Below are 12,879 nucleotides of genomic sequence, written 5' to 3' on the forward strand. Positions count from 1 at the left end.
ATGTTTACAAAGATAACAAATTATTGTAAGGAATCTTATGACGAACTGGTCCATAAAGTATCATGGCCTACTCGTTCAGAACTTTCTAGTAGTGCAGTGGTTGTTTTAACTGCTTCCCTCCTCATTGCACTCGTTGTTTTTCTAATGGATTCTGCCTTCCAGTTTATCATGGAAGATGTTATCTATCCGCACTAATAAACAGTAAGAAAACATGTCTGAGATTGAAAAAAAATGGTACGTATTACGTGCCGTGAGTGGAAAGGAAAACAAGGTGAAAGAATATCTTGATGCAGACATCAAGCATGGTAACCTTGGCGACTACGTGTCTCAGGTGTTGATTCCTACCGAAAAGACGTATCAGGTTCGTAACGGTAAGAAAATCGTAAAAGAGAGAACTTATCTTCCTGGTTACGTTTTGGTAGAAGCCGCTTTGGTTGGAGAGGTCGCTCATCATTTGAGAAATACTCCTAACGTTATTGGCTTCTTGGGAGGACTGGATCACCCGGTTCCTCTGAGACAATCGGAAGTGAATCGTATTCTGGGTACGGTAGATGAACTTCAGGAAAGCGGAGAGGATTTGAATATCCCTTATACCGTAGGAGAAACAGTGAAAGTAAGCGTTGGTCCGTTTAGCGGATTCAGTGGTCTCATTGAAGAAGTAAATGCGGAAAAACGTAAGCTGAAAGTAATGGTCAAAATATTCGGACGGAAAACTCCGTTGGAATTAGGCTTTACGGATGTGGAAAAGGAATAATGCATTTTGTTACGTGCAATTGTTCTATTCGTTAAATACTTATATAAAAATTACAAAAGAAAATGGCTAAAGAAGTTGCTGGACTAATCAAATTACAGATTAAAGGAGGCGCTGCAAATCCATCACCTCCCGTTGGACCTGCTTTGGGTTCTAAGGGTATCAATATCATGGAATTTTGCAAGCAATTCAACGCCAGAACCCAGGACAAGGCAGGTAAAGTATTGCCTGTAATCATTACCTACTACACAGACAAGTCTTTTGATTTCGTAATCAAAACTCCTCCTGTAGCTATTCAGTTACTTGAGGCTGCCAAAATTAAGAGCGGATCTGCAGAACCTAACCGTAAGAAAGTCGCTGAACTGACTTGGGATCAGATTCGTGCAATTGCTCAGGATAAGATGGTTGACTTGAACTGCTTTACTATCGAATCTGCTATGTCAATGGTAGCAGGAACAGCTAGAAGTATGGGTATCGCTGTAAAAGGTGACTTCCCGGGTAATAACTAATTAACTTCAATTGATAATGGGTAAACTGACAAAAAATCAAAAGTTGGCTGCAGAAAAGATTGAAGCAGGGAAAGCATACTCACTGAAGGAAGCTTCTGAATTGGTAAAGGAAATTACTTTTACAAAGTTTGATGCTTCATTAGATATTGACGTACGTTTAGGTGTAGACCCTCGTAAGGCTAACCAGATGGTAAGAGGCGTTGTTTCTCTTCCTCATGGAACTGGAAAACAGGTACGTGTGCTTGTTCTGTGTACACCGGATGCTGAAGCTGCTGCAAAAGAAGCTGGAGCTGACTATGTTGGTCTTGATGAATATATTGAAAAGATCAAAGGTGGATGGACTGATATTGATGTGATTATCACTATGCCGTCTATCATGGGTAAGATTGGTGCGCTGGGTCGTGTGCTTGGTCCTCGTGGATTGATGCCGAACCCGAAAAGCGGTACTGTAACTATGGATGTAGCTAAGGCTGTTAAGGAAGTTAAGCAAGGTAAGATTGACTTTAAGGTTGATAAGAGCGGTATCGTTCATACTTCAATCGGTAAGGTTTCTTTCTCTGCTGAGCAGATCCGTGAAAATGCGAAAGAATTTATCGCTACTATCATTAAACTGAAACCGACCACAGCTAAAGGTACTTATATCAAGAGTATTTATCTTTCAAGTACTATGAGTAAGGGTATTAAGATTGACCCTAAATCAGTAGACGAAATCTAATAATTAAGGAGGAATCATGAGAAAGGAAGATAAAGGCGTAATTATTGGTCAGTTAGCAGATACTGTAAAGCAATACGGACATTTTTACTTGGTGGATACAACTGCAATGGATGCAGCTGCTACAAGTGACCTGCGTAAAAAATGTTTCAAGGCTGGTATCAAGCTGATAGTTGTGAAGAATTCTTTGCTTCACAAGGCTTTGATGAGCTTGGATGTGGATTACTCACCATTGTTTGATTCTTTGAAGGGTACTACTTCTGTAATGTTCTGTGAAACAGCTAATGCTCCGGCAAAACTGTTGAAGGAATATAAAGATGGAGTTCCTACTCTGAAAGCTGCTTATGCAGAAGAAGGATTCTACGTGGGTGCAGACCAGTTGGAAGCTCTCGCAACAATCAAGAGCAAGAACGAAGTTATTGCAGAAATCGTGGCTTTGCTGCAGTCTCCTGCAAAGAACGTTATCTCGGCTCTTCAATCAGGTGGCAACACCATTCACGGAGTTCTTCAGACTTTGGCAGAACGTGCAGAATAATTGCACTCTGTGCCTAGTCGAGAATATACCAAACAACTTTAATATTTAAATAGTACAAACAATTAAATTTCATACAAAAATGGCAGATTTGAAAGCTTTTGCAGAACAATTAGTTAACTTGACAGTAAAAGAAGTTAATGAACTTGCAACTATCCTTAAAGAAGAATACGGTATTGAACCTGCTGCTGCAGCTGTAGCTGTTGCTGCTGGTCCTGCTGCTGCTGGTGCAGCTGCTGCTGAAGAAAAAACTTCATTCGATGTAGTTTTGAAGAGCGCAGGTGCTGCTAAATTGCAGGTTGTTAAGGCCGTTAAAGAAGCTTGTGGTCTTGGCTTGAAAGAAGCAAAAGACTTGGTTGACGGTGCTCCTAGCACAGTAAAAGAAGGTTTGGCTAAAGACGAAGCTGAATCTTTGAAGAAAACTTTGGAAGAAGCTGGAGCTGAAGTTGAACTTAAATAAGATTATCCTGTAAATCAGGTAGTTCGGTTAAGAGTCCTCTGTAAAGGGGATTCTTAACCTTTTTGCGTCTATATTAAGTTCACTAGGTTTCATGTGTCGGACCTGTGAGAGCGACCGACTATAATTATCCTAGTTTTTACATTTTAAACTCCATACAGATGTCTTCAGAAACTCAAAATCAACGAATTAATTTTGCTTCTATTAAGAATCCGATGCAGTATCCGGATTTTCTGGAAGTACAGTTGAAGTCATTTCAGGACTTCTTGCAATTAGATACCCCACCCGAAAAACGAAAGAATGATGGTTTGTATAAAGTTTTTGCGGAAAACTTCCCTATAGCTGATACACGCAATAACTTCGTGCTCGAGTTCCTTGACTACTATATTGATCCGCCTCACTATACAATTGATGATTGTTTGGAACGTGGCTTGACATATAGTGTACCTTTGAAAGCTAAATTGAAGCTTTATTGTACCGACCCCGATCACGAAGATTTTGACACAGTGATTCAGGATGTGTATCTGGGACCAATTCCTTATATGACTCCGAAAGGCACCTTTGTAATTAATGGTGCTGAACGTGTAGTTGTTTCTCAGCTGCACCGTTCTCCGGGTGTATTCTTTGGTCAAAGCATCCATGCCAATGGTACCAAATTGTATTCGGCTCGTATTATCCCGTTTAAAGGATCTTGGATTGAGTTCGCTACGGATATCAACAATGTGATGTATGCGTACATCGACCGTAAGAAGAAACTTCCGGTAACAACTTTGTTGAGAGCTGTAGGATTTGAAAATGATAAGGATATTCTTGAAATTTTCAATCTGGCTGAGGATGTAAAGGTTAATAAAACTAACCTGAAAAAGATTATTGGACGCAAATTGGCTGCTCGTGTATTGAAAACATGGACAGAAGATTTTGTGGATGAAGATACTGGTGAAGTTGTTTCTATCGAACGTAACGAGGTAGTAATTGACCGTGAAACTGTCATTGAACCTGAACATATCGATTTGATTATCGAGTCTGGTGTACAGAATATCCTCGTTCACAACGAAGAAGCAAATGCCTCTGACTATTCTATTATCTTCAATACTTTACAGAAAGACCCAAGTAACTCTGAAAAAGAAGCTGTATTGTATATCTATCGTCAGTTGCGTAATGCCGATCCGGCCGATGATGCAAGTGCACGTGAAGTTATCAACAACTTGTTCTTCTCAGAAAAACGTTATGATCTGGGTGATGTAGGACGTTATCGTATCAACAAGAAGTTGAACTTGGATACTCCTATGGATGTCAGAGTATTGACGAAACAAGATATTATCGAGATTATCAAATATCTCATTGAGTTGATTAACTCAAAGGCTGATGTAGATGATATTGACCACTTGAGTAACCGTCGTGTACGTACAGTGGGTGAACAGTTGTCTAATCAGTTTGCAATTGGTTTGGCTCGTATGTCACGTACAATCCGTGAACGTATGAACGTACGCGACAACGAAGTATTTACTCCGATTGATTTGATTAACGCGAAAACTATTTCGTCTGTAATCAACTCATTCTTTGGAACAAATGCTTTGTCACAGTTCATGGACCAGACTAACCCGCTGGCTGAAATTACGCATAAGCGTCGTTTGTCTGCTTTGGGACCTGGTGGTTTGTCACGTGACCGTGCAGGTTTCGAGGTTCGAGACGTACACTATACTCACTATGGTCGTTTGTGTCCGATTGAAACTCCTGAAGGTCCGAATATTGGTTTGATTTCTTCTTTGTGTGTTTATGCAAAGATTAATGAACTGGGCTTCATCGTTACTCCTTACCGTAAAGTGAAAGACGGAGTAGTAGACTTGTCAAATGAAGGTATTGAATACCTTTCTGCAGAAGAAGAAGAAGACAAGATTATCGCTCAGGGTAATGCTCCGCTGAATGATGACGGTACATTTATCCGTGAAAAGGTAAAAGCACGTCGTGATGCGGATTATCCGGTAGTTACTCCAGACCAGGTAGAATTGATGGACGTCGCTCCTCAGCAGATTGCATCTATTGCGGCTTCATTGATTCCGTTCCTTGAACATGACGATGCGAACCGTGCGTTGATGGGATCTAACATGATGCGCCAGGCAGTTCCTTTGTTGAAGACTGAAGCTCCGATTGTAGGTACAGGTATCGAAAAACAATTGTGTGAAGATTCACGTACACAGATTGCTGCAGAAGGGGATGGTGTGATTGACTTTGTGGATGCTACTACAATTCGTATTTTGTATGACCGTACAGAAGATGAAGAGTTTGTAAGCTTCGAACCGGCATTGAAGGAATATCGTATTCCGAAGTTCCGCAAGACAAACCAGAGCATGACCATCGACTTGCGTCCGATTTGTAATAAAGGACAGCGCGTGAAGAAGGGAGATATCCTGACTGAAGGTTATTCTACAGCAAATGGAGAGTTGGCATTGGGTAAGAACCTGCTGGTAGCTTACATGCCGTGGAAAGGTTACAACTACGAGGATGCTATTGTATTGAACGAACGTGTGGTTCGTGAAGATATTCTGACATCTGTTCACGTAGATGAATATATTCTGGAAGTACGCGAAACTAAACGCGGTATGGAGGAATTGACTTCTGATATTCCGAATGTGAGCGAAGAAGCAACCAAAGATTTGGATGAAAACGGTATCGTACGTATTGGTGCACGTATTGAACCGGGTGATATCCTGATTGGTAAGATTACTCCGAAGGGAGAATCTGATCCTTCTCCAGAAGAAAAACTGTTGCGTGCTATCTTTGGTGACAAGGCTGGAGATGTGAAAGATGCTTCATTGAAAGCTTCTCCATCATTGCGCGGTGTGGTTATTGACAAGAAATTATATTCTCGTGTAATAAAGACTCGTAGTGAGAAAAATGCAGATAAGGCTATTCTGCCGAAACTGAATGAAGAATTTGAGGAAAAAGCTGCAGCTCTGAAGGCAATTTTGATTGACAAGTTGTTGGTATTGACAGCTGATAAGGTTTCTCAGGGTGTGAAAGATTATTTGGGAACTGAAGTGATTGCCAAGGGAGCTAAGTTTACTAAATACGATTTGGAATCATTGGATTATACCGTAATTCAGTTGAGCAAGTGGACTGCTGATGCTCATAAGAATGACATGATTCGTGATCTTATCGTAAACTATCTGAAGAAGTACAAGGAACTGGATGCCGAATTGAAACGTAAGAAGTTTGCGTTGACAATCGGTGATGAATTGCCTTCAGGTATTATTCAGATGGCAAAGGTTTACATTGCTAAGAAACGTAAGATTGGTGTGGGTGATAAGATGGCCGGTCGTCACGGTAACAAGGGTATCGTTTCACGTGTGGTTCGTCAGGAAGATATGCCATTCTTGGCTGACGGTACTCCGGTTGATATCGTATTGAACCCGTTGGGTGTGCCTTCTCGTATGAACATCGGTCAGATTTTCGAAGCTGTACTGGGACGTGCCGGAAAAGAATTGGGTGTGAAGTTTGCGACTCCGATTTTCGATGGTGCTACTTTGGATGACTTGGATGAATGGACTGACAAAGCTGGTCTGCCACGCTATTGTAAGACTTACTTGTATGATGGTGGTACAGGTGATCAGTTTGACCAGCCGGCTACAGTCGGTGTGACTTACATGTTGAAACTGGGTCACATGGTTGAAGACAAGATGCATGCCCGTTCAATCGGTCCGTACTCATTGATTACTCAGCAGCCACTTGGTGGTAAGGCTCAGTTCGGTGGTCAGCGTTTCGGAGAAATGGAGGTTTGGGCAATCGAAGCATTCGGTGCTGCTCATGTACTTCAGGAAATCTTGACTATCAAGTCTGATGACGTAGTAGGACGTTCTAAGGCATACGAAGCAATTGTGAAAGGTGAACCTATGCCGACTCCGGGTATTCCTGAATCTCTCAACGTATTGTTGCATGAACTTAGAGGTTTGTGCTTGAGCATTACGTTGGAATAACTTTTTCAAATGGAGAATGGAAAAGATAACTTCCATTCTTCATGATTAAATTCTTCATTATCATAAAATAAAAAGTATGGCTTTTAGAAAAGATACTAAGATAAAAAGTAATTTCTCAAAGATTACGATCGGTCTGGCATCACCCGAAGAGATTCTGGAAAATTCTTATGGTGAGGTTCTGAAACCGGAAACCATCAACTATCGTACTTATAAACCGGAACGTGACGGTTTGTTCTGCGAACGTATCTTCGGTCCGGTGAAGGACTACGAATGTCATTGTGGTAAGTACAAACGTATTCGCTACAAAGGCATTGTCTGCGACCGATGCGGTGTGGAAGTAACAGAAAAGAAAGTACGTCGTGAGCGTAGTGGCCACATTCAGTTGGTGGTACCTGTAGCTCATATCTGGTATTTCCGTTCATTGCCTAATAAGATTGGTTATCTGCTGGGATTGCCGACAAAGAAGCTGGATGCTATCATTTATTATGAACGTTATGTAGTTATCCAACCGGGTGTGAAGGCTGAAGATGGTATCAGTAAATATGACTTGTTGTCTGAAGAAGAGTATCTGGATATTATGGAAACTCTTCCGAAAGAGAATCAATATCTGGAAGACAGCGATCCGAATAAGTTTATCGCCAAGATGGGTGCTGAAGCAATATATGATTTGCTGGTAGGAATTGATTTGGATGCTTTGTCATACGAATTGCGTCATAAGGCAAACAATGATTCTTCACAGCAGCGTAAGAACGAAGCTTTGAAGCGCTTGCAGGTAGTAGAATCTTTCCGTGCATCTCGTGGCCGCAACAAACCGGAATGGATGATTGTACGTATCGTACCGGTTATTCCGCCTGAATTGCGTCCGTTGGTTCCGCTGGATGGTGGTCGCTTCGCTACTTCAGACTTGAACGATTTGTATCGTCGTGTAATTATCCGTAACAACCGTTTGAAACGTCTGATTGAAATCAAGGCTCCGGAAGTGATTTTGCGTAATGAAAAACGTATGCTTCAGGAAGCTGTCGATTCATTGTTCGACAACTCTCGTAAGTCAAGTGCAGTGAAGACAGATGCCAACCGTCCGTTGAAATCTTTGTCAGACAGCTTGAAAGGTAAGCAAGGACGTTTCCGTCAGAACTTGTTGGGTAAACGTGTGGACTACTCTGCTCGTTCTGTAATTGTCGTAGGTCCGGAACTGAAGATGGGTGAATGTGGTATTCCTAAGCTGATGGCTGCAGAATTGTACAAACCGTTCATCATCCGTAAGCTGATTGAACGTGGTATTGTGAAGACAGTGAAATCAGCGAAGAAGATTGTAGACCGCAAGGAATCTGTTATCTGGGATATCCTGGAACATGTAATGAAGGGACACCCGGTATTGTTGAACCGTGCTCCGACACTTCACCGCTTGGGTATCCAGGCCTTCCAGCCTAAGATGATCGAAGGAAAAGCTATCCAGTTGCACCCGTTGGCTTGTACCGCGTTCAACGCCGACTTCGATGGTGACCAGATGGCCGTGCACTTGCCTTTGAGTAACGAAGCTGTACTGGAAGCTCAGATGTTGATGCTTCAGTCACACAATATTTTGAACCCTGCCAATGGTGCGCCTATCACTGTGCCTGCACAGGATATGGTATTGGGATTGTATTACATTACCAAATTGCGTAAGGGTGCCAAAGGTGAAGGTTTGATTTTCTATGGACCGGAAGAAGCAATGATTGCTTACAATGAAGGTAAGGTAGACATTCATGCTATCATCAGCGTAGTGGCTAATGACCTTGATGAAAACGGCAATATCGTGAAGAAGTTGATTAAGGAAACTTCTGTAGGTCGTGTCATTGTAAATGAACTGGTTCCGGATGAATGTGGTTATTTGAATACCGTTATTTCTAAGAAGTCTCTGCGTGACATCATCAGCGATGTTATTAAGGCTGTTGGTGTGGCTCGTGCTTGCGAATTCTTGGATGGTATCAAGAACTTAGGTTATAAGAAAGCATTCGAAGGTGGTCTGTCATTCAACTTGGGTGATATCATTATCCCGAAGGAGAAGGAAGAACTGGTAAAACGTGGTAACGAAGAAATCGAACAGATTATGATGAATTATAACATGGGATTCATCACCGATAACGAACGTTACAACCAGGTAATTGATACTTGGACTCACGTAAACAGTGACTTGTCAGACATTCTATATAAGACTATTAAGAACGACGACCAAGGATTTAACTCTGTATTTATGATGTTGGATTCTGGTGCCCGTGGTTCTAAGGAACAGATTCGTCAGTTGTCTGGTATGCGTGGTTTGATGGCTAAACCGCAGAAAGCTGGTGCTGAGGGTGCACAGATTATTGAAAACCCGATTCTTTCTAACTTTAAGGAAGGTCTTTCGGTGTTGGAATACTTTATCTCTACCCACGGTGCTCGTAAGGGTCTTGCCGATACCGCGTTGAAGACTGCCGATGCCGGATACTTGACTCGTCGTTTGGTTGACGTTTCTCATGACGTGATTATCAACGAAGAAGATTGTGGTACATTGCGTGGTCTGGTTTGTACAGCGTTGAAGAACAACGATGAAGTTATCGCTACTTTGTACGAACGTATTCTGGGTCGTGTATCTGTTCATGATATTATCCACCCGACAACTGGTAAGCTGATTGTAGCTGCTGGTGAAGAGATTACAGAAGACATTGCAGAAGAAATCGAAAAATCTCCGATTGAAAGCGTAGAAATCCGCTCTGTATTGACTTGTGAATCGAAGAAGGGTGTATGTGCGAAATGTTACGGACGTAACCTGGCTACCAGTCGTATGGTACAGAAGGGTGAAGCTGTCGGCGTAATCGCTGCTCAGTCAATCGGTGAACCGGGTACTCAGTTGACTCTGCGTACATTCCACGCCGGAGGTATCGCAGGTAACATGGCTGCTAATGCAAGTATCGTGGCTAAGAATGATGCTCGTCTGGAATTCGAAGAATTGCGTACGGTTGATGCTGTAGAAGAAACTGGTGAACCAGTGAAGATTGTAGTAGGTCGTTTGGCCGAGGTTCGCTTTGTGGATGTGAATACAGGTATCATCCTTTCTACTCACAACGTTCCTTACGGTTCTAAGTTGTATGCTTCAGACGGTGAAGTAGTAGAAAAGGGCAAGTTGATTGCTAAGTGGGATCCGTTCAACGCCGTTATCGTAACAGAAGCTGCTGGTAAGATTGATTTTGAATCAGTAATTGAAAACGTAACCTATAAGGTAGAATCAGATGAAGCTACAGGTTTGCGTGAAATCATTATTACTGAATCTAAGGATAAGACGAAGATTCCGTCATTGCACATCTTGGATGAGAACGGTGGAATTATCCGTACATACAACTTACCGGTAGGTGGTCACGTAGTAGTAGAAGACAAACAAACCGTGAAGTCGGGTGATATTCTGGTGAAGATTCCGCGTGCCGTAGGTAAGGCGGGTGATATCACCGGTGGTCTTCCACGTGTAACTGAGTTGTTTGAAGCTCGTAACCCGTCTAATCCGGCTGTTGTTTCTGAAATCGATGGTGAAATTACGATGGGTAAGATTAAACGTGGTAACCGTGAAATCATCGTTACATCGAAGACTGGTGACGTTCGTAAGTACTTGGTTGCTTTGTCTAAGCAGATTCTGGTTCAGGAAAACGACTATGTACGTGCCGGAACTCCGTTGTCTGACGGTGCTATTACTCCTGCCGACATCTTGGCCATCAAAGGTCCTACAGCCGTTCAGGAATATATCGTAAATGAAATCCAGGACGTTTACCGTCTGCAGGGTGTGAAGATTAACGATAAGCACTTCGAAATCATCGTTCGTCAGATGATGCGTAAGGTACAGATTGACGAACCGGGTGATACTCGCTTCTTGGAACAGCAGGTTGTAGACCGCATTGAATTCAATGAGGAAAACGACCGTATCTGGGGTAAGAAAGTGGTTGTAGACGCTGGTGATTCTCAGAACTTGCAGCCGGGACAGATTGTTACAGCTCGTAAGCTCCGTGATGAAAACAGTATGCTGAAACGCCGTGACTTGAAACTGGTTGAAGTACGTGATGCAGTTCCTGCTACTTCTACTCAGATTCTGCAGGGTATTACACGTGCTGCATTGCAGACATCAAGCTTCATGTCAGCTGCATCATTCCAGGAAACTACCAAGGTATTGAACGAAGCTGCTATCAACGGTAAGGTTGATAAACTGGAAGGTATGAAAGAGAACGTTATCTGCGGTCACTTGATTCCTGCTGGTACAGGTCAGCGTGAGTTTGAAAAGATTGTGGTAGGTTCTAAAGAAGAATACGATCGCATTTTGGCAAACAAGAAGAATGTATTAGATTACAGTGGAGTTGAATAATCTCAACTACTATCATAAAAAAAAGCCGTCTCATTTGAGGCGGCTTTTTTTATGTGCTTATTTGATGTAAGCAAGCATCGTATATTTAAAGTTTTTCGTTACTCTGATAATTGACTATTGTAATTGTGTAGTAACTGTCATTTCCACATTATAGGAGGGGAAATAGTACTTTGCTGATGCGTAGCCCGGTTTTATTTCCTTTTCCAATATAGCAGGATGAAACGTCCTCCTGTGGCCATCAGTGCGAGGGAAAGTCCGGTATAAAAGACCGCAATAAAGCTTTCCGGTAGCAGGCGTGCGGTACGGATAGTTATACCCAGTGCAATCATGAAAGCCATCACCAGCCAGCCTTTCACGTCAAAAAACGAGAATGGACAGCGTTTGTTGGGGTTACCGGCTGTGATACGCTGTGCATGCTTGCGGTAGAGCTTGTGGAAAATCATGCAGAAGAACAGCAGGAATATCAGACTGGCCTCGCAGACCTTAAGCAGCCAGTAGTGCGCGTCCGTTATCCAGCAGGAAATGCCGATACGGAGAATGTTGATACCGGCAACCAGCCATACGATTCCAGCCGTAAGCAGCAGCGTATTGGAAGATACTCCGTATTTCATATACCCTCAGCTTAGAACCACTTTATTTTCCGGAAAATAACAAAAGCCGTTGCCGAGAGGAAGATGGAGAAACATACAATCAAGGCAAAGGCATGCGGCAGTCCTTCGATGTGAATATCCACGTTCATACCATAGAAACTGGCAATCAGTGTCGGTACCATCAGCACGATAGAAAGACTGGTCATGCGTTTCATTATGGTGTTCACGTTATTGGAGATGATGGAAGCAAAAGCATCCATGGTACCCGTAAGAATGTCACTGTAAATGTTTACCTGATTGTGTGCCTGCTTCAGCTCGATGAGCACATCTTCTGTCAGTTCCGTATTCTGGTAGTCCTTTTCATTAAAGATATTCTGCAATTTGCCTATCATGACCTCATTGCCACGGATAGACGTATTGAAATATACCAGACTCTTCTGCAGGTTCATCAGCCGGAGCAAGTCCTCGTTACGGATGCTACGCTCCAGCTCCTTTTCTGCATTGTTCACTTCGTTGTTGATTTGTTTCAGGTATTTCAGGAACCATACAGCCGACGAGTAAATCAGTCGCAGAATCAGTTCGTATTTATTGGGCACGTTGATACCTTTGCGCTGCGTATGCTCAATAAAGTCCGGCAGCATCTCCGTAGAGTGATAGCAAACCGAAATCACCAGTTCATTGTTCGTAATAATACCGATAGGCACCGTGGCATACGGCACTTTTGAATCAGGAGTCTGTACGGGAATACGCAGAATAGTCAGCAGCCAGTTACCTTCCGTATCCGTACGCGGACGTTCGTCGGTATCGGCAATGTCATTCAAAAAAGACTGGGGAACTTTTAATTGTTCTTGCAGGAAGTGGAAATCCGCGGCATCCGGACATTCAATGTTAATCCAGCAGTTAGGTTGCCAGTTAGCTTTCTCTACAAAGCCAGCTTCACAAAAAAGATACTTTCTCATCTGTATGCTCCTTTCCTTCATTTTAAGCCCGG

The 12,879-nt window shown here is 42.6% G+C and carries 10 protein-coding genes; 8 read left to right on the forward strand and 2 right to left on the reverse strand.

Going from position 1 to position 12,879, the window contains the following annotated elements; all coding sequences use genetic code 11:
* The 8 genes from secE (at position 1) to rpoC (ending at position 11,298) form a co-directional block, all read left to right on the forward strand.
* On the forward strand, positions 1-195 hold the full coding sequence (secE, locus tag BACPLE_RS19065) for a preprotein translocase subunit SecE (RefSeq protein WP_007564155.1): 195 nt from the start codon (positions 1-3) through the stop codon (positions 193-195).
* Positions 196-211: 16 nt separating this feature from the next.
* Positions 212-754 carry a transcription termination/antitermination protein NusG gene (nusG, locus tag BACPLE_RS16820; protein WP_007564156.1) on the forward strand — a complete coding sequence of 181 codons (543 nt, stop codon included), beginning with the start codon at positions 212-214 and terminating at the stop codon, positions 752-754.
* A 62-nt stretch (positions 755-816) separates the two neighbouring features.
* Positions 817-1,260, forward strand: coding sequence for a 50S ribosomal protein L11 (gene rplK / locus BACPLE_RS16825; protein WP_007564157.1), 444 nt, complete (start codon positions 817-819; stop codon positions 1,258-1,260).
* A gap of 16 nt (positions 1,261-1,276) precedes the next feature.
* On the forward strand, positions 1,277-1,975 hold the full coding sequence (gene rplA / locus BACPLE_RS16830) for a 50S ribosomal protein L1 (protein ID WP_007564158.1): 699 nt from the start codon (positions 1,277-1,279) through the stop codon (positions 1,973-1,975).
* A 16-nt stretch (positions 1,976-1,991) separates the two neighbouring features.
* Positions 1,992-2,507: a 50S ribosomal protein L10 gene (rplJ, locus tag BACPLE_RS16835; protein ID WP_007564159.1), complete on the forward strand. Its 516-nt coding sequence runs from the start codon at positions 1,992-1,994 to the stop codon at positions 2,505-2,507.
* Positions 2,508-2,586: 79 nt separating this feature from the next.
* A complete protein-coding gene (gene rplL, locus BACPLE_RS16840) occupies positions 2,587-2,964 on the forward strand; it encodes a 50S ribosomal protein L7/L12 (RefSeq protein WP_007564160.1) in 378 nt (125 codons plus the stop codon).
* A gap of 158 nt (positions 2,965-3,122) precedes the next feature.
* Complete coding sequence (rpoB, locus tag BACPLE_RS16845; RefSeq protein ID WP_007564161.1) at positions 3,123-6,935, forward strand: DNA-directed RNA polymerase subunit beta; 3,813 nt, start codon at positions 3,123-3,125, stop codon at positions 6,933-6,935.
* Positions 6,936-7,011: 76 nt separating this feature from the next.
* Complete coding sequence (rpoC, locus tag BACPLE_RS16850) at positions 7,012-11,298, forward strand: DNA-directed RNA polymerase subunit beta' (RefSeq protein WP_007564162.1); 4,287 nt, start codon at positions 7,012-7,014, stop codon at positions 11,296-11,298.
* A 191-nt stretch (positions 11,299-11,489) separates the two neighbouring features.
* Here rpoC and BACPLE_RS16855 read toward each other — a convergent pair whose 3' ends face one another.
* Both BACPLE_RS16855 and BACPLE_RS16860 read right to left on the reverse strand, forming a co-directional pair.
* Positions 11,490-11,909, reverse strand: a complete 420-nt coding sequence (locus BACPLE_RS16855) for a hypothetical protein (protein WP_007564163.1) — start codon at positions 11,907-11,909, stop codon at positions 11,490-11,492.
* Between the two features lie 11 nt (positions 11,910-11,920).
* A complete protein-coding gene (locus BACPLE_RS16860; protein WP_040313420.1) occupies positions 11,921-12,847 on the reverse strand; it encodes a magnesium transporter CorA family protein in 927 nt (308 codons plus the stop codon).
* Positions 12,848-12,879: the final 32 nt, after the last annotated feature.

Origin of the sequence: Phocaeicola plebeius DSM 17135, assembly GCF_000187895.1 — a bacterium.
Lineage (GTDB): Bacteria > Bacteroidota > Bacteroidia > Bacteroidales > Bacteroidaceae > Phocaeicola > Phocaeicola plebeius.

Bases quoted from the DNA above. Each gene is read 5' to 3' on its own strand.
- secE (WP_007564155.1), top strand. From the start codon at position 1: ATGTTTACAAAGATAACAAATTATTGTAAGGAATCTTATGACGAACTG.
- nusG (WP_007564156.1), top strand. From the start codon at position 212: ATGTCTGAGATTGAAAAAAAATGGTACGTATTACGTGCCGTGAGTGGA.
- rplK (WP_007564157.1), top strand. From the start codon at position 817: ATGGCTAAAGAAGTTGCTGGACTAATCAAATTACAGATTAAAGGAGGC.
- rplA (WP_007564158.1), top strand. From the start codon at position 1,277: ATGGGTAAACTGACAAAAAATCAAAAGTTGGCTGCAGAAAAGATTGAA.
- rplJ (WP_007564159.1), top strand. From the start codon at position 1,992: ATGAGAAAGGAAGATAAAGGCGTAATTATTGGTCAGTTAGCAGATACT.
- rplL (WP_007564160.1), top strand. From the start codon at position 2,587: ATGGCAGATTTGAAAGCTTTTGCAGAACAATTAGTTAACTTGACAGTA.
- rpoB (WP_007564161.1), top strand. From the start codon at position 3,123: ATGTCTTCAGAAACTCAAAATCAACGAATTAATTTTGCTTCTATTAAG.
- rpoC (WP_007564162.1), top strand. From the start codon at position 7,012: ATGGCTTTTAGAAAAGATACTAAGATAAAAAGTAATTTCTCAAAGATT.
- BACPLE_RS16855 (WP_007564163.1), bottom strand. From the start codon at position 11,909: ATGAAATACGGAGTATCTTCCAATACGCTGCTGCTTACGGCTGGAATC.
- BACPLE_RS16860 (WP_040313420.1), bottom strand. From the start codon at position 12,847: ATGAGAAAGTATCTTTTTTGTGAAGCTGGCTTTGTAGAGAAAGCTAAC.